The following is a 16641-nucleotide window of genomic DNA, read 5'->3' as shown; positions in this document are numbered from 1 at the left end:
CTTCAGGTCTCCCTCAATGCTGGGACACCCACTTAAGTTCCTGGTGGGTGTCACGTGGCCCGCATTTCGAAGAATAGCACTCGGCCGCCGGAACATCGGGCCCGCGCTCCGCCAGAGTGGTTCGGGCTTTCGCGCTGATGCCTCTTGGGCAAGTCGTGCCTCCCGCAACCGAGCTGTCTTTGCCTCGCGCGCTGCGCGCTCCAGACCCATGACACCCGTTTGGCGCGCTCGTCCCTGTCTTTGTCAAACCTCCTGGTGTTCACATCAGCCCTCCGCCTTGAAGTTCTTGGCTTCCTTCTCAGCCTTGGCCTTCCCGTGCTTCTCAGCCAGGTCTTTGGCCTGCCTTGGCGAAACGTCGGTGGTTTCCGCTAGATGCATCGCCTCCTTGTCAGAGAGGCGATTGTCCTTCTTGCTTTGCTTGATGGCCATATCCGTATCTCCAAATTTGTGGAGACAAAACGGCTGGAATGGGAGTGCGTCCCGGAACGGAACGTTTGCCTCGGCATTCCTGTCTCGAATGGGGAGACAACGATGCCAAAGTTCCGCTTCGAATTCCATGAGTTCGCCAAGACCGAGACGCTGGAGGTCGAGTTGCCGGATGTGGACGCTGCACGTAATCAGGCCATTCAAGAAGCACGCGAGGCCCTGGTCGACGGTGCAATCGAGGGCGTGGACCGAACTGGCTCAATTACGAAGGTATATGACGAGGCTGGCTATCTGGTTGCTACGGTCAATTTCGCCGATCTGATGAGCAATGAGCCGGAGTTGGAGCCCACACGCGACGAGCCGCCGCCGGAAGAGCCGGGCGTGATCCGATCGGGTTGACCTCGCGCAGCAGTGATGATCGATCCGTTCCTAGCAATTCTATAAGCGTGAGAGCCTGATCCCGGGTGTCGGCTGTAGTACGCTGATGCGAGCCTGCGGCTGGTGCTTCCATTGAAGGCCGCAGCTATAATCTCACGCAGCTTCACCAGCGTACTGTTACTCTCCATAAAGCCGCAATAGTCGTCGGAACGGTTGGCCCGGTCGGCGGTTACCTCAGACTAAATAAGAGGAGACCCCACAATGGACCACACCAATCACGTACGGCTTACGAATGCGGAACTGCGCGCTGACTTGATTGAGGGAGCGACTATCTACGGTCGCGATGATGAGGAAATCAGTTCGGTAGACCACATCCATGGAACCGGGGACGACGCCCAGGTCGTTTTCGATGTTGGCGGCTTCCTCGGCATCGGCTCAAAGCGCGTGGCGCTGTATGCCAGTCAGCTCGATTTTATGCGGGATGCAGACGGCAATGTGCATGCCATCACGCAAATGACCACCGACCAGTTGAAAGACTTGCCCGAGCACTTTGACTGACGTGAACTCCTAATGTGCCTCGCCCGCCGTGCCGAAAGGAGCGGCGGGCTTTTTTGTCTCCGGATGGAACAACTTGGCCATGTTCGGTCCCTGCAGCATCCAAGCCCGCTGCGAGATCGGATTGCGCCCTCCGATCCGATCGGCCCGCGTCTTCCGAGGGGCGCGGGCTTCTGCATGGGTTTTGCGTTATCGACTGGCGAGCGACAGCCTTGGTCAAAATTTTACATTAGAAACTTGGAACATAAGTGAGGCGGAAAACATAGTTGGCGCCATGGACAAGAACGACGGCGATAATCTTCCTGAGTGGTTTCCGGGCAACCTGCCCGAGGATCCAGTGATCCGAGCCGATATCGCGAAAAGGATTTCGAGAGAGACCGACGGTAAAATTGGGCCGGACGGTTTGGTGGTCACAAAGGCCAGGCGGGATCGCAATCTGGTTGAGGAACTGGAAAAAGCTGACGCCGCCCTCGACAGCCAACCGCCCGTTGTTCCCTTTTTCCTGGTTCTGTGTTGGGCTTGGCAGGGTACACCCTTGCTGGTTGGTATTTTCAATGGCGTGCTTGAGTTCCCTTCTCTCATTTAACTGACAGGCTCGATCGGTTGGTGCTCCGGTTTCGCATGGTGAAGCACCTGGCCGAGATCGCGCATGTCGAAATTTTGTCCGCACACTGGGCAATGCTCGAAGTGTTCCGCCTCGGGCTTGATTGGCTCGGAAGGGTTGCCGGTGTCTATCGTCCCCTGCTCGTTACGTTACAAACCGCGCCGCGAAGGTATGAGACGGTCTGCAAAGACTGGGTGAACCACCCCGGAACGGCCACCAAACCAGCCCGCAATCGCGCCAAGCACAAGGGAGACGAATGCCAGAAGCGCGCCGGTCGATGCGACCGAAGCAGCGGTGTCTGCGGCTTCCGCCGCTTGTTGCTTCGCCTGCTCGACGGCTTGATGATATTGCTGTTCCATCTGCGTCACCTGTTCCGTGGCTTGTTCGAGAGGGATACCACGTGCCGTCGCCAGTGCTTGTGCTGCGTTTTGACGGGCTGAATTGACATCCGCCTCGTTGCCCATGACGAGCGCACGCATTGCACTGATGGCCGCACTGTTAAGCGCCTCCGGGTCCGTACCGGTCGAGCGCACCTGAGCCTCAATGGCTTCCAGAGGATTGGCCTCTGCGACAATCGGGGCCGCAGTCTGCGCCACGGTCTCGCCCAAGCCGCCGACGGCGCTTGCGATACCGCTAAAAGCTCCGCCAACAATCATGCCAACGGTGCTGGTGAGGAAATATAGCACCAGCAAGGTTGTGAGTGCCCAGGTTGTCAGCCCATGGAGCGCGCCCGTGGTGGGGAGCGTCTTGCCGGACATCCGAGCCGCGATGTAGCCGCCGACGAACGCAGCAACAATGCCAGACAGGACGTACCAGATACCGGCTACAATAGAAAACGTCGATGCCTCGGGATTGTCACCGGTCCCGGGATCGAGCGTGGCGATGCCGATACCAGCACCCAGCATCGTCAGCAGGACTTGCGTCACGAGAGCCACAACCACTCCGGCGAGAATGGCCCCCCAACTGACTTCGTTCAGAAAGATCGCGTGAGCATCATCATTTGCGGTCGAGTAAGCCAAATTTTCTTCTTGGCGGGGGTTGGGAATTGTGTCGCTCATCACTGTTGTCCTTATTATTGCGGCAAGCTCCTAGAACCAGCGCTGCGATGATGGCCTTCATTGCTGGGGCTGACGGCCCTCGGCTCCCTAACCGCAGGGAGAGAGAAAGGTTCCGATTTGCCGTGCGGACAAATGATCATGAAACGCGCATTGAGTATCCTATGCCCGTTGCTGGTCTCGTTCGAGGCGCAGGCGATTTCGCGTTACAACTCGACCAGCATGAGCTGTGACGAGGTCAGGGCAACGATCGCCGGCGACGGCGAGGCGATAACGCGCTATCTCTCGAGGCGCGACCCGAGCCTGCAGCTTTACGGCCGCTATGTGCGCAACAGGCTGTTCTGCAACACGATTCGCTGCACAGCCGATAGGTTCAAAGCATGGCCCGCGCTCAGGCTTTTTTCCCAAGGGCACAAGGTCTGCGAGTTAGCTTGCCCGCCAATGACGAAGCGCCCTCTACTGACGAAGGCGCTCCCGCGGCAGCTCAGCAGCCCGATCGCGGGGCGTCGGCTGATTAGTCTAGTCGGGCGCTACTTTTTGACGGAGCGCATCGCAAATCTGGAAAGCCGCATCGCCAGCCGGGATGAGGAGATTACGGCGCTCAAAGGCCAGGGCTTCATTTTGCCGTCGTCGAATCTCTACTCTGCAAGTGGCTGACGAGCAGGACAGAACACCCAGCGCACCTGACTACGCTGTCGTCCGGCGCTTGAAGCCCGAATTCTAACTCGAAAACGCTAGTCCTGGTCTGTGCGGTCGAGCGTTCGCAACCGGCGCCTATCCAAATTTGCAGAATGGCCGGCGCCGCTTTGGGGGGCGGGGTAGATTGCCTGATTAGGGCGCCGGCCGGGCGGGTTGGGGTCCGCCGCCGTTGGATATTCTGATTTTGGCAAATCAAGTAATTTCGTTATCGCGGAATGTCAGGGACCCGGTCGACAACGCTCAGTCCTTTGCTCGTCACCGTCTTGCACAGAGCCATCTGCTGGGCTTTCTAACCCGGCCGTGGCCGGCGCCACTGTGGAGCGGTGCCTCATGTTTGCTGCGAGAGCAATGCCCGTTTCCATGCTAGTCCACCATGTCACGCAACGGCTTTTTGCGCTTCGGTGGCCTGTACTTCTCGACTAGCCTGACCTTGTCAAGTCACCAGTGGTCCCAGGTCGATCGTCTACGCCGCCCGTGGCACGCGCGAGGTGAACGTCGCCCTGGTCACCGACACGCTGGTGCCCTTGGTGTCGCTGATGACCTCGATCCTGGCCTCCAGCTGCTTGACCAGCGCCTCGATGATGGCTGTCCCCAAGCCCGCGCTCGACGGCTCGCTGGTGAGTTTGCCGGTGCCGTTGTCCGACACTGTCAGCTTCCAGTCGCCGCCGTCGGTTTCGTAAGACACCTGGATCAGCGCCTTGGCCTTCTCCATCGGAAAGGCATATTTGATCGCGTTCAGAACGAGCTCGGTGACGATCAGGCCGAGGCTCACCGCCTTTTGCGAGTCTATCCTGCCGCCTTGTGCCGTGACGTTAACCGCGATCGGCTGGTGTTCACCAACCATCGAGACGGCCAGGCTGCTGCACAGCTTCGACAGATAGGACACGACGTCGATCTCTTCGACGCCGGTCGTGGTGTGGAGGTGGCGCTGCACTTCGGCGACCGACAGAACCCGCTGATGGGCATCCTTCAAATGCTGACGAGTTTCCTCTGATGTGACGGAGCGGGCCTTCAACAAAAGGATGCTGGCGATGATCTGCAGGCTGTTTGCGACCCGGTGCTCCATTTCGCGCAGCAGCACATCCTTTTGCCGCAGCAGGTCTTCGGTGCGGCCGAGAAGCTCTTCCTTTTCCCTCTCGATGGTACGGCGGGCCGTGATGTCGTTGAAGGCGAGCAGGATGGTCACGGCTGAACTGTGGTCGTAGAGAACCTTTCGGGCGTTGAGCAGCATTGTTCGCGGTCCGATATTCGGGAAATCATGCTCGACCTCAAAACCGTCCATGGCGGTCTTCTCGGGGATGATCGTCTCCAGGAGCAGGCGCAGTGCCGGAATGTCCCACTGGCCGTCGCCGAGCGCATAGAGCAGCGAGCCGCGCGTCTGCTCGGGGTCGACCTTGAAGGTCTGGTAGAAGGAGCGGCTGGCCGCCAGCACGCGAAACTTCTCGTCAAGGACGACGAAGGGCTCGGCGATCGTGTTGACGATGGCCTGCGCTAGCGTCTGCACATCTTCGATATTGGCAATGGGATGAAACAAGGCTTGCAGCCGATCCGGGGATTTTGCCCCTCTTGAGGGCCTATACACTGTTGCCGGGCCGATGTCGCGAAATGAATCAGCCGCCAAGCGGCCGGCATCGATCAGGCTGGAGGTCCACAAGCTGCCGAGGAACTGAAGCGCTCGCCTTGCGGGAAAGTGGCCGGCGCCACTTGGGGGGCGTTGGGGTAGATTGCCTTGTCGGGCGCCGGCCTAGCGGATTGGGGTCCGCCGCACGAACTAGCTAACAGAGGTTGGGGCGGGCGGTAGGTACGCGATCGCGGAAGTCCCTAGGCGCTGCCGTCCGTCTCGCTTTCTTCATCGATCGTTCGGACTGGCAGATAAGCGTTTGTCTCCAGCCATTCGCGCAGCACGATCTGAATCAGGTCGGATCTGCCAATTTTCATTTCAGCCGCAATGGACTTCAGAGCGTCCTCCGTTGCGGGCTCCAGCGGCACGCCGGACACGTTTCTAAGCATCAATGCAGCGCGACGTAGGATGATCTGCAGATCCGCTCGTGACATGTCGCGATGCGATCGGCGGCGCTTTCAAGCTCTTCCGAAACAGATAGGCGGGTCATTCAGGGGGCGCTGTCGCTGGCTAGCGCCTTCTTCAGATCTTCCAATGTCGTCACGCCCTGACCGAATAGCGCCAGAACGCGGCTTGCTAGGTTCTCGCGCTCCACACTGTCGGGCGGGATGCCTATGGTCTGGCAGTGCTCGTCAAGCGCTCTGGTGATGATAGAGAGCTGGTCTGGGTCGACTGTACCAAGGAACGGCATTTGACACCTCACAGGCGAAAGCGCTGTCCTCTTCCAATCATCCGTATGCCCCTCAGAGAGCGGATGACCATTTCAAAATAAATCGCTCCAAAAACTTCGCAACAAAAATTATTTGAATGAATTAGTACGATCTGTCAGACGCGCGGCGCCGCACCTGAGTTGATGAACATTAGCGAGTTATTAGCGACGGAACCATAGCCGGATGGTTGCGTTACCCCGCTAGTGTGGACTCTGCAAGTGACTGACGAGCAGGACAGAACCCCCAGCGCACCAGACGCCGCTGTCGTCCGGCGCTTGGTCAGAGAGGCGAATATAACCGAAGAGCAGGCTCGCGAGCTTATCGCTCTTCTGGGGACCGACTGGCCGTCACTTATGCGGGAAGCCCGATTCTAACTCGAAAACGCTAGTCGCAGTGAGTTACGGCAATGGACCCGTGGCAAATCGATAACGTGTACGTTGAGAGTGTGCGGTTGCAGGCTAAAGCCACGCGGACCTCGATTGCGGGCCTGCGCTCCACCATGGAAGAGAGCCGGCGCATTCTCGCTCGATCCCAAGAACTGTTGCGCCGCATCCATCAACAGGAAAGTTGCGCCATACAGATGCAGGCGACGACAACCTACATAGTTAGCGTATTCGAAAAGCCGCATTGGCGCACGGTCTACACCACCAAGGTCAAGGCCAAGGCAGAAGCCATGGCAAAAGAGATCGGCGAGGGCGCGCAGATCGAAGAGATCACGCCGAAGGTGAAGAAGTGCTAAGCGGCCGGATATATCTTTCAGCCGACGGAACGTTTGTACCCGCCCGCCGTTATTGCCATGATACCCGCATAGGGATCATAAAGGGCCTTGCCCCTCTTGGCCCTAGTTTGAGTCCGCTGTCTCCCGGAACTGTCCAGTTGCGCAACGTTCGCGCTTTGGATCCGTCGACAGCGGACCCGACGATCCTGTCAGCTAAGTCGTTGTGTTTTCGCCGACGACCGCTGGTCTGCCCGTTCGATCTGATCCTGGCAAGATATTGTCGCACAGACGGTCATCGGACGATAGTTTGGGCGGTATGAAAGGACCCGTTGCGCCGATCTCGCCTAGCCAATCCTCATGGCCATCGTTCAGCTTGGCTTTCAGAGCGTCAGGCTCAATTACCCGGATTGGAACAGGCTCATAAGCCACCGCCCGAAGTGTTCCCTTGCCGGGTGCCATTCGGTGATTCCTGCTTCGTCGCAGTAGCCTTTGAGTACGGCAGCGAGCATTGAAAGCTGCTTGGAATCGATTGAAGTCTGTCGTGTGACATTCGCTTTTCCCTTATTATGGGCGAAAGCGTGATCGACTCTTCCAAGTCGCCAGCGCCCGTTCTGAAGTCAAAGAAAAAGCGCGGCATTGGCTTTAACTCTGCCGTCCCGCTGAGCGAAGCGCATTGTCTCTCTTCACCAAGACCTCGCGCGCACCGCTCAAACGAATGGCAATTTTCTGTCTGAATGCGCTTAGGGTCATTCTCGGAAACCCACGCATTGTGTCGCGTGGGAGACATAGTCAAGCTCGCCGGCGCCGGCGCGCATTCCTATAGCGCGAGAGACGCCACGCGCGGTTCGGAAGAAGCGGCACGCTTCAAGGCCAAGACGTGAGGCAAAGAACGGAACGAGCCGAGCTGGAACGGCAAGAACGTTCCGAGATGATCCGGACCGCAGAAGACATTAGTCTCGCGGGATAGTTGATGAGGAGTCCTCCAACCAGGGTTGAGACGCGCGGAATCTGGATGCCAAACCAAAGAAGCCGAAGGAAGATTTCTGTGACAGAGATCGCCGCGGTCAGGACAGACCAACGATTCCGCCTAGTGCGAAAGCAATACGGGAAGTCCATTGGGAGATAGGCGAGACGGATGGTCACGGCTTTCTCACTGTTGTCCGAAAGAACGTTTGCACTAGCATCAGCGCGCTGTGGAGTAGGCGAACCAAATAGCTACTACCGCAAGAACGCCTGATAGGAAACGCCGCACGATCTTTTCCAGCCGTGGATCGTTGAGAACTGGCTCGAGCGCACCGGCGAGTATGACAATCGCGGAGTGCACAAAAGTCGCAACCCCCACGTAGATCGCGGTCAATGCTTGCATCATCAATGGGAGGCTTTGGTCGATAAATGTGGGAAGGACGGCCACATAGAAGATGCCCGCCTTGGGATTCAGCAGGTTCGTGACGAGACCACGAGTGAAATGCTTGCGCTGCACCTCATGAGGTTCGGCAACCAAATCGGTTCCGGATATCCAACCCTCCCAGGCAAGATAGAGGAGGAACATGACGCCCGCCCACCGGAGACCTTCATACAGGAGATCCGACGCTTGAATGGCTTCGGCCACGCCAACTGCTGCAATGACTCCGATGATCGCGAGTCCCAATGCGACCCCGGCGACTGTGGCAAAACCCGCACGCCGTCCATCACTAGCGGCAACAAGGGCCAGGTAGGTCATGTTGGGTCCCGGCGTCACTTCGATAAGCAGTGACGTGAATAGGAAAGAGAGGGCAGAACTGGGCTGGATTATCGATGCATCCATCATCGGATAGCGCGTATCGCGTTTTGGAGAGCACAGGAAGCGGGACGATGCGCGTTGGTTGCGATTGCATTACTATCGGTTCGGCCCACTAGATCCGGCGCAAACTGCGGAGCATGAATTGTGATCATCAGGGAATTGACGCTGCAGGAATGCAGAACGCTCTTGTCGTCCTCGCGGTTGGGGCGTCTAGCATGCACGAAAGATAACGTACCGTACGTGGTACCAATCTATTTCGCCTTCTCCGGAACGCATCTCTACAGCTTTTCGATGCCGGGACAAAAAATAGACTGGATGCGCACGAACCCCAACGTTTGCTTGCAGGTCGATGTATTCACGGACGGCAGGCAATGGACGAGCGTTGTGGTTAATGGTGTATTTGAAGAACTTCCCGACAGGATTGGTTCAAAGCAGGAGCGGGAACATGCGTGGTCGCTTCTCAAGCCCCATGCGAATTGGTGGGAGCCGGGTGGGCTAAAGCCAATTGCCCAGCCTGTTGCAGGCGCCTCACCGCATCTGTTCTACCGTATTTGGATCAGCAGCATGACGGGTAGACAGGCTGTCGATGGATAAGCTCACCAAGGAGAAGGGTATGGCGGAGACGTGCGGGTCGCGTTCTTCCCGACCATAAAAGCCTGCGGCTGTGTTCAGCTCGCCGTTCGGGCAAGCAGGTTCCTGACATTGGAGACTTGCCAGCGTCCGCCGCGCGCTGTGCAAACGCCGCGATTGTTCAAGGGCGATTGCCATGCCACGCAGGCTGGTGATGCCAGACCGCTGAATGGACGCGATGATCGGCAGTACGGTCTGGGCAAATCGGTCAGCTTCGTGAATCGATATCTGTCGGCCCTTCGCCGCAGCTTCCGCGGTATTAGTTGGTTGCCGAGTTTCATGCCGGTGGTCTTGCGAGAGGCGAGGGCGGCTTCGGTGCGCTCCGAGATCAGCCGAAGCTCTTTCTCGGCCAAGGCGGCGTAAAGGTGGAGCATGAACGGGTCGGCATCGGCGCCGAGTTCGGCCACGATAAACGGCACCCGTGCACCATCAGGCCGGCAATGAAAGCGACGTCTCGGGATAGCCGATCGAGCTTGGCCACGACGACGGGACATTTGGCCTGGCGGCAAGGGCGAGGGCGGCCGTGAGTTGCGGGCGTCGATCGAGAGCATCCGCGCCCTTTCCGGTTTCGTGCGGCAGAGAGATACCACGACCGAAGGACCGGTCTTTGCGCCAACGCAAATAGTGGCCTCAATCTTTCTGTTGGCCGATTGTCGGTGAGGGATGACCGTTCGGCCGCAGTTCAACCGCGATCAAATCGCGGTTTGCGCGAGCATGAGGCGGGAGCGAAGGTTTGCGATCTGTCCCCCGCAACCACGGGATCTCGGAAGCGGCGCTGTATCCTGGAGGGCGAAGCATGGTGGGATTCGTTTCGGCTTCTAAGGTGTCCGGTCGAAGGATTCGGCCGGGTCCGGAAGGCGGAAGAACATGGCAATCTTCAGGCTTCTCGCGATGCGTTCGGCGCGCTCGACGAAGACGGCCGCGGTATCCTGAGAGAAGAGTTCCCCGGCGGTCTTGCCGAAGATGCGGAGCCAGATGTCGAAGTCCTGTTCGGTCACGTCCTTGAGCTTAATATGAACAGGGACGGGCCGACCCTGGTAGTCGCCTGATTTCAGGATGACCGAGCACCAGAAGTCCGTCATCTTCTCCAGATGCGGCTCCCAGTCGCCAGGAATCTCACGCGCGAAGATCGGGCCGAGCCGCTCGTTCCGGCGGAGCCTCGTGTAGAACACCCTTACCAATATCCCGATGGTCGTCCGGGTGACGTCGGCGTCTGCGAGAGCCTTCTCGGCGACGGGCCGGGCTTTATCGATAGACTGGTTCATGAGTGACCCTGTGCAATGTCCGTGGCGTCGAAGGGCGACATAGTTCACGCGGCTTTCAGGAAATTCCAAGGAACCGAAGAACGACCCGGCCCAACCCGGGCTCCTGGCGTACGAGACGGAAACCGAGATTGTCAGGCGGTGTCCCGACGGCGCAGCCGCCGCTTTTCCCATCCCGGATGAAGTTCGACATGTAGGTCCGGTGAAACCCTTCGACAACGTGGACCCCGCAATTCTCAACCACGCTGTCGACGCCCTCGCCGTCGGTGCTCAACGTCGCGTTGGCGTAGCAGGTCGAGGTCCATTCCCAAACATTTCCCGCGATATCGGCCACGCCCTTCGAGTTGGTGCCGAACGATCCGGGCGCTCTTGCCTCCGGGTCCGGCCTGCGGTCGAGTTCCGATTCGGCCCGGTAAAGTGCCAGCCACCGCTGCGCGGGATTGGAAGGATCGGCTTCGCCGGCTTCGATGTCTCCGCGGAAGCGTTCGCTCGCGGCGAATGCCCATTCCAGGTCCGTTGGCAGCCTCCATGTGTCGCCTGTCACGTCTGAATACCAGGCGGCATATGCTTCGGCATCGATATGGCTCACGCCTGTAACGGGACGATCTCCACCCTTGGCGGCGTCTGCCGGCCCGCATCCCAGTGCCTCGACGCAGCGCCCGTAGGCAGTAGAGCTCACCTGATATTTCATGATCTCAAACGGATGCGGGATTTTGGCGAGGGCTTGCGGCGCCGCTGCTGGATGGCCATCCCTCAGGAATTCCCCGGGCTGAGGATGCCGGAACGAGCCTGGCGTGATCATTACGGTCTCGACCATCGCGATGGGCGGCTGGCGGTCTTCAGCGCGGTCCGCTCCGCCTGCGGACGCAACCGTAATAACTGCTGCTGCGACACACGACATGACGGCGAGCTGGCGAAACGACATGGACCTCCTCCTGAACTCAGACGCGACCTTGTGGGTTTTCCTCGAGATCGCGTCTGCCGTCATTTTCCCGGCTTCCGTCAGTTGGTCGGGATCGGGCCCGGAGCGGCAACCTGCTTCATGAGGTCATCATCCCATTCTCCTTCGACCGTGAAATGCGCGGTCGCGCCGAGCTCGACGGCCTCGATCAGATTGTGGTTCACGTAGGCGTAGATGCCCGGCTGCAGGAAGGTATAGAGGGCGGCGCCCGCCGACCCGCCGCGGATGAACCATGTCTCCAGGTCCTTGGCGGGCGGGTTTGCGAACTTGCCCTGTTCCCAGACATAGTCGCCATGCCCGCCGATCAAATGCGGCCGCGTATCGCGGTTGGCTTGCGAATGGACCATGAGAACGGTTTCGCCGACCTTGGCCTTCAGGGCGTTCTCGCCTGTCAGCGAGCCGACCGCGCCGTTGAACACGACGTGGGTCGGGATCAGGCCGCGCATCACGGTCATGGTCTCGTCATAGCTTTCGCCCAGGGATTCGTACTTCTTGAAGGCCCCGGTTTCGTGGCGCGGAATGTAGAACTCGTTCTCTCCGACGTAATAAATCCGGTCGTAGCGGACGGGTTCGCCCTCGTCGTTCTTCAGGCCGTCGCGGGGCAGCACCATGACGGTTCCGCTCATGCCGGAGATAACATGCCAGGGGATCATGCCCTCCGGCGCGCAGTGGTACACGAAGGTTCCCGTCCGTGTGGCCTTGAAGCGCAAGGTGACCTGTTCGCCGGGATTGACGTTGGTCAGTGCGCCGCCGCCGAGAGCGCCGGTCGCTGCGTGGAAATCGATGTTGTGCGGCATCTCGTTGGTCTCGGGGTTGACCAGCGTCAGTTCGAGATAGTCGCCCTCGTGCACGACCATCATCGGACCAGGGATGGAGCCATCGAAGGTCATGCCCCGCAGCGTCGTGCCTTCGCCATCGATGACGACAGGCTTTTCCTCGATCTTCATGGTGAACTCGACGACCGTGGGTCCGCCTTTGGCGACCTGGTCATGGGCGTGCACGAAGGGCGGCGCAATGAGGTTTACCTTCACGCGCGGAAGTCCTGTCACGTCTTTTGCTGCGGCCATGGCCGGAAGAACCGAAACGGTGGCTGCGGCAGCGGCGGCCATTGCGGTTCCCATGAGGGCTTCGCGTCTCGTAAGCATTTCGATCTCCTTCGCGCATCGGCTTCTTTGATGCATGCACGATTACATCGTTGGCGGGCTTCGTCTTTGCGCTGGCGCAAACCTTCGACGATTGTGCGATCCTATTTGCAGAATGCCGCAGGGTCGGCATCATCAATCCGCTAGCGCAACTTGGCACCGAGCAGCGCTCTTCCGTGGACAGCCGCGAAACCAAGGAATGCCGTGGCCCACAGGATGCCCGCGACAGCGATCATCTCGGCATGCGGAGTCAGGGCTCCAAGGACTCGGACCGACCCGGCAAGAAAGATCGCCGCGAACAGGACCACTGTGCCGGCTCCGGCTTTCAACTTCCGTCCGGTATGTCCGAGCGTTGCCCTGACCATCACCGCCATTGTCATCGACCCGACGGCCCCGCCGCCGAAGGCGTGGATTCCGGCAGCCTGGGGCACGGCATCCGGGGAGAAGGCGACCGGACAGTCAAGGACCCGTTGGTCGCCATCCTTGCATCCTATGGTTTCGTGCCGCTCGGCTTCCTCCTGCTCGCGCTGTCGGTCTTCAGCCCGACGCGCAATCGGATCGACTGGCAGGGCGCCGCGACGGAAAGCAGTGCCCCAGAAACGAGGTTCCCCGGCAGGACCGTCCACGAGGCGAGCGACGCGGCCGACGAAGCTATCGTGAGAATGAGGATCGGAGTCTCGGAATTGCCATTTTACCCTCATGAAAAAAGCCGGACGAACCACCTCCCTGGTCCATCCGGCCTGCGCCGCCCGGCAAGCCGAAGCCGCGGGCATTGCTGTTTCAGAGATCGGTTCAGTTCGAAGCCACGACCTGGCTGAACAGATCGGCGAACGTCGCTTTCGCCTTTCCGGTCTGCTTGACCGCCTTCGCGGCCTCCTCGTTGACTGGCTGGCCAACGACGATTAGCGCCACCATGCCCATACCGTAGTGCGGCGCGCATTTGACGCCGTAAACGCCCTCCTGGGTCAGGGCCACGATGATCTCGGTATTCATCTTTCCCTTGAAGGCCTCGGCGCCATCCGGCAGCATGCCCTTGATGGTTTCGGCGTTGTGAGACTTGTCGGTCGGCACGAATTTCACCGTGTCTCCGGGAGCCGCTTTGACGTAGGCGGGCTGGAAGACCATCGACCCCTTCTCGCCCTTGTTGAGCATCGTGATCACATGTTCTTCGGCGCTCGCTCCGCCCGCAAAGGCGAGTATGCTCAAAGCTGCAGGGGCGGCAATCAGGGGAAATCTCATGATTTTATTCCTTTGTGTTCATCACGGCATCAACCGTTGCCCGCAATCTACCCGACGGCACGGCATCGGGATTTGCGCTGGCGCAAACCCGCGAACGTTATTTTGAGCGGTCCGTGCGTCGAGGCGCCTCGCAGTCTTGCGGGAGTTTTACCCGTCGCTCTTTCAGGGGTTCTCGCTGAATCGCTTGCTGGCGGAATATCAAGTAGAACGAGGATTGCGGGTTCGTGGTCCATGCATCGAGCCGTGAGCAGTTCACTTGCCGATCGGTAGTTATCTGATGCCTGCGCGGGACATCGCCGGAATAAAAGGACGCTTCACCCAGGCAGTCCTGTCCAGCCGCTTCGAGGGGAAGAACGGCTACGTCCTTGCGATTGTCGCGGTCGCGGCCGCCTTTCTGCTCCGCTTTCAATTGCAAGGCTTGCTCGATGACAGGGCGACGTTCACGCTGTTCTCCCCGGCGATACTGGTGGCGTCGATCGCCGGCGGCATCAGACCGGGAATACTGGCCGTCGCGCTCTCGCTGGCAGGGGCCTTCTGGCTGGACGGGCTGCAAACCGAGCGCTCCAACAATCCGGTGGATCTTGTGATCTTCGCCGTCGTCGGCCTCACCATCGCGTGGATGGGCGAGATGCTTCACCATGCGCGCCATGCGATCGATACGGCCGACAGCGCACTGGACGCCCGCGAGGCTCATTTGCGGTCGATCCTCGACACGGTCCTGGACGCGACCGTCGTGATCGAGAAGGACGGCGCCATCGTCTCGTTCAATGCCGCGGCCGTGCGCCAGTTCGGCTATTCGGAGGCGGAGATCGTGGGCCAGAACGTCCGCCTGCTGATGCCCGAGCCATACCGCCGCGAACACGACGGATATCTGAACAGGTACCTGGAGACGGGGGAAAAGCGGATCATCGGCGTCGACCGTGTGGTCGTCGGTCGGCGCAAGGACGGCTCTACCTTTCCGATGAAGCTGGCTGTCGGCGAGATGAGTTCCGGCGGCAAGACGTATTTCACCGGGTTTATCCGCGATCTGACGGAGCGGGAAGAATCCGCCGCGCGCCTGCAGGAAGTCCAAGGTGAACTCGCAAGGCTCGCGCGCGTGAACGAACTCGGCGAGATGGCCTCGACGCTTGCCCACGAGTTGAACCAGCCGCTATCGGCCATCGCCAACTACGTACAGGGATGCTCCCGGTTGCTTCGCGACATGGACGACGTGGTCGCAATCAAGATGAGGGGGGCGCTCGAAGAGGCAGCCAAGCAGTCCCTGCGCGCCGGACAGATCATCCGGCACCTGCGCGAGTTCGTGACCAAGGGCGAAACGGAAAAGGCTCCGGAGAACATCCGGCGCCTCATAGAAGAAGTTGGAGCCCTGGCGCTTGTCGGATCGCGCGAGCGGGGGATCCGCACCGTGTTCGACTTTGCCTCGGTCAGGGAAACTGTGATGGTCGACCGGATTCAGATCCAGCAGGTCCTGATAAACCTGATGCGCAACGCCATGGAAGCGATGCGCGACAGGGAAAAACGTGAACTCGTCGTGCGGACGCAGCCTGCGGGGCCGGGCGGGATCGCGGTGGTCGTCGAGGATACGGGCACGGGCATTTCCGAGGAGATCGCTTCGCAGCTGTTCAAGCCGTTCGTAACCACAAAGCCCAGCGGAATGGGGGTTGGCCTGTCGATTTCCAAGCGCATTGTGGAAGCGCATGGAGGCGAGATTTCGGTCAGCCGCAACGCAGCCGGCGGCGCGACCTTCCGGTTCACGCTCCCGACAACCGAGGAAGAAAGCGCCAATGCAGACGGGTGACTACATCGTCCACATCGTCGATGACGAGGAATCCGTCAGGAAGTCGCTGGCGTTTCTGCTTGGGATGGCTGGTTTCGCGGTCCGCATGCACGACAGCGCCACGGACTTCCTTGCGGCTGCTCCGGCCATAAGAAACGGGGTGCTCGTGACTGATCTCCGCATGCCGGACATGTCGGGGGTGGAACTGCTGCGCAACCTCCTGTCCGCGAAGGCCACGCTCCCCGCGGTCGTCATCACAGGCCATGGCGACGTTCCCATGGCTGTCGAGGCGATGAAGGCGGGCGCCATCGACTTCATAGAAAAGCCGTTCGAAGACGTCGTCATCATCGAGGCGATACAGCGCGCGGCCGAACAACTCGTGGAAAAGCCAGCGGACCATGACGTCTCGGCAATCCATTCACGGCTGGAATGTCTTAGCGACCGGGAGCGGCAGGTGCTCTCCGGAGTGGTCGCGGGACTGCCGAATAAGTCGATCGCATACGACCTCGACATCAGCCCCAGGACGGTCGAGGTCCACCGCGCGAACGTGATGGCCAAGATGCAGGCGAAAAGCCTGCCACAGCTGGTCCGAATGGCGCTGGCAGCGGGATTTGGACCCGACTAGATCGCCTGAAAGTTTGACCTGGCGCAAGGCGCATACCTGGCATTGGTGTTTCGATAAGAGCGACTGACGGGAAATGTCTCGTTTGCATCGTTCAGGAACCGCGTCTTGGTCGCCGCCAAAACCATACTCCTCGTCGCTTCCGAAAGCGCCTTCAGGCGCTCGCTCGAGTTCGCCTTGGAAGTGGAGGGGTTTTCGGTCGAATCGCATGCGCTGCTGTCGGAAGCCGAAGAATCTCCCGCAGCCGCCATTGCCCTCTGCGCGGTTGTCGACGAAGGGGTGCTGAGGAGCAGAGCCGGACCGCCCGTGTCGCTCGCGAGGATCACAAGGCCCGTCATATTGCTGGCGAACGAACTCTCGGCGACAGTGGCATGTAAGGGATTGACGATCCTGACCAAGCCGTTGCGGGGCAATGACCTGGTCGATGTCCTTCACGGGCTTTCCGCCGTTTGACCGACCCTA

General features: G+C 59.7%; 20 protein-coding genes and 2 pseudogenes. 11 read left to right on the top strand and 11 right to left on the bottom strand.

The genetic code is table 11. From position 1 onward, the window contains the following. Positions 1-264: 264 nt before the first annotated feature. Positions 265-429 carry a hypothetical protein gene (locus tag NKH36_RS02705; protein WP_352958476.1) on the bottom strand — a complete coding sequence of 55 codons (165 nt, stop codon included), beginning with the start codon at positions 427-429 and terminating at the stop codon, positions 265-267. A gap of 102 nt (positions 430-531) precedes the next feature. Here NKH36_RS02705 and NKH36_RS02700 point away from each other — a divergent pair, with 102 nt between their 5' ends. The 3 genes from NKH36_RS02700 to NKH36_RS02690 all read left to right on the top strand — a co-directional run bounded on the left by NKH36_RS02700 (position 532) and on the right by NKH36_RS02690 (position 1945). Further along, a complete protein-coding gene (locus tag NKH36_RS02700; RefSeq protein WP_352958478.1) occupies positions 532-825 on the top strand; it encodes a DUF6894 family protein in 294 nt (97 codons plus the stop codon). Between the two features lie 240 nt (positions 826-1065). Continuing rightward, positions 1066-1362 (top strand): PRC-barrel domain-containing protein, encoded by a 297-nt coding sequence (locus tag NKH36_RS02695; protein ID WP_352958480.1) that lies wholly within the window; start codon positions 1066-1068, stop codon positions 1360-1362. A gap of 271 nt (positions 1363-1633) precedes the next feature. Then, positions 1634-1945: a hypothetical protein gene (locus NKH36_RS02690; RefSeq protein WP_352958481.1), complete on the top strand. Its 312-nt coding sequence runs from the start codon at positions 1634-1636 to the stop codon at positions 1943-1945. A 167-nt stretch (positions 1946-2112) separates the two neighbouring features. Here NKH36_RS02690 and NKH36_RS02685 read toward each other — a convergent pair whose 3' ends face one another. Beyond that, positions 2113-3021 carry a PhnA-like protein gene (locus NKH36_RS02685; RefSeq protein ID WP_352958482.1) on the bottom strand — a complete coding sequence of 303 codons (909 nt, stop codon included), beginning with the start codon at positions 3019-3021 and terminating at the stop codon, positions 2113-2115. A gap of 138 nt (positions 3022-3159) precedes the next feature. On the opposite strand from NKH36_RS02685, the gene NKH36_RS02680 reads away from it, so the two are divergent. Next, positions 3160-3675, top strand: a complete 516-nt coding sequence (locus NKH36_RS02680; RefSeq protein WP_352958483.1) for a hypothetical protein — start codon at positions 3160-3162, stop codon at positions 3673-3675. A 505-nt stretch (positions 3676-4180) separates the two neighbouring features. On the opposite strand, the gene NKH36_RS02675 is transcribed toward NKH36_RS02680, so the two are convergent. The 3 genes and pseudogenes from NKH36_RS02675 to NKH36_RS02665 form a co-directional block, all read right to left on the bottom strand. Then, complete coding sequence (locus tag NKH36_RS02675) at positions 4181-5251, bottom strand: sensor histidine kinase (RefSeq protein ID WP_352958485.1); 1071 nt, start codon at positions 5249-5251, stop codon at positions 4181-4183. Positions 5252-5538: 287 nt separating this feature from the next. Continuing rightward, positions 5539-5828 (bottom strand): annotated as a pseudogene (locus NKH36_RS02670) (hypothetical protein). Next, positions 5829-6029: a hypothetical protein gene (locus NKH36_RS02665; RefSeq protein WP_287179188.1), complete on the bottom strand. Its 201-nt coding sequence runs from the start codon at positions 6027-6029 to the stop codon at positions 5829-5831. 425 nt (positions 6030-6454) lie between these two features. On the opposite strand from NKH36_RS02665, the gene NKH36_RS02660 reads away from it, so the two are divergent. Both NKH36_RS02660 and NKH36_RS02655 read left to right on the top strand, forming a co-directional pair. After that, complete coding sequence (locus NKH36_RS02660; protein ID WP_352958487.1) at positions 6455-6787, top strand: hypothetical protein; 333 nt, start codon at positions 6455-6457, stop codon at positions 6785-6787. Positions 6788-7557: 770 nt separating this feature from the next. Further along, positions 7558-7647: pseudogene (locus NKH36_RS02655) on the top strand (formate dehydrogenase); the annotation flags it as partial. 302 nt (positions 7648-7949) lie between these two features. Here the strand turns inward: NKH36_RS02655 and NKH36_RS02650 are convergent. Continuing rightward, entirely contained in the window at positions 7950-8573 is a 624-nt protein-coding gene (locus NKH36_RS02650) for a LysE family translocator (RefSeq protein WP_352958489.1), read from the bottom strand. Between the two features lie 117 nt (positions 8574-8690). Here NKH36_RS02650 and NKH36_RS02645 point away from each other — a divergent pair, with 117 nt between their 5' ends. Both NKH36_RS02645 and NKH36_RS02640 read left to right on the top strand, forming a co-directional pair. After that, complete coding sequence (locus tag NKH36_RS02645) at positions 8691-9140, top strand: pyridoxamine 5'-phosphate oxidase family protein (RefSeq protein WP_352958490.1); 450 nt, start codon at positions 8691-8693, stop codon at positions 9138-9140. A gap of 30 nt (positions 9141-9170) precedes the next feature. Beyond that, a complete protein-coding gene (locus NKH36_RS02640) occupies positions 9171-9539 on the top strand; it encodes a hypothetical protein (RefSeq protein WP_352958492.1) in 369 nt (122 codons plus the stop codon). Between the two features lie 455 nt (positions 9540-9994). Here the strand turns inward: NKH36_RS02640 and NKH36_RS02635 are convergent, their stop codons facing one another. The 5 genes from NKH36_RS02635 to NKH36_RS02615 form a co-directional block, all read right to left on the bottom strand. Next, a complete protein-coding gene (locus NKH36_RS02635) occupies positions 9995-10489 on the bottom strand; it encodes a group III truncated hemoglobin (RefSeq protein WP_352958494.1) in 495 nt (164 codons plus the stop codon). Positions 10490-10496: 7 nt separating this feature from the next. After that, positions 10497-11363 (bottom strand): SUMF1/EgtB/PvdO family nonheme iron enzyme, encoded by an 867-nt coding sequence (locus NKH36_RS02630; RefSeq protein WP_352958495.1) that lies wholly within the window; start codon positions 11361-11363, stop codon positions 10497-10499. A gap of 77 nt (positions 11364-11440) precedes the next feature. After that, a complete protein-coding gene (gene nirK / locus NKH36_RS02625; protein ID WP_352958496.1) occupies positions 11441-12544 on the bottom strand; it encodes a copper-containing nitrite reductase in 1104 nt (367 codons plus the stop codon). Between the two features lie 140 nt (positions 12545-12684). Then, on the bottom strand, positions 12685-12921 hold the full coding sequence (locus tag NKH36_RS02620) for an NnrS family protein (protein ID WP_352959845.1): 237 nt from the start codon (positions 12919-12921) through the stop codon (positions 12685-12687). A gap of 412 nt (positions 12922-13333) precedes the next feature. Next, complete coding sequence (locus tag NKH36_RS02615) at positions 13334-13780, bottom strand: pseudoazurin (RefSeq protein ID WP_352958498.1); 447 nt, start codon at positions 13778-13780, stop codon at positions 13334-13336. A gap of 277 nt (positions 13781-14057) precedes the next feature. Between NKH36_RS02615 and NKH36_RS02610 the strand changes: the two genes are divergently transcribed. From NKH36_RS02610 to NKH36_RS02600, 3 genes are all read left to right on the top strand, one after another. Then, positions 14058-15578, top strand: coding sequence for a PAS domain S-box protein (locus NKH36_RS02610; protein WP_352958499.1), 1521 nt, complete (start codon positions 14058-14060; stop codon positions 15576-15578). Further along, on the top strand, positions 15565-16182 hold the full coding sequence (gene fixJ, locus NKH36_RS02605; protein ID WP_352958500.1) for a response regulator FixJ: 618 nt from the start codon (positions 15565-15567) through the stop codon (positions 16180-16182). The genes NKH36_RS02610 and fixJ overlap by 14 nt, the downstream gene beginning before the upstream one ends. 105 nt (positions 16183-16287) lie before the next feature. Beyond that, complete coding sequence (locus NKH36_RS02600) at positions 16288-16632, top strand: transcriptional regulator (RefSeq protein WP_352958501.1); 345 nt, start codon at positions 16288-16290, stop codon at positions 16630-16632. The last annotated feature ends 9 nt before the right edge of the window (positions 16633-16641 follow it).

Source organism: Mesorhizobium sp. M1312 (assembly GCF_040318115.1).
Lineage (GTDB): Bacteria > Pseudomonadota > Alphaproteobacteria > Rhizobiales > Rhizobiaceae > Mesorhizobium.
This window is presented reverse-complemented; position numbering and strand designations above follow the sequence as displayed.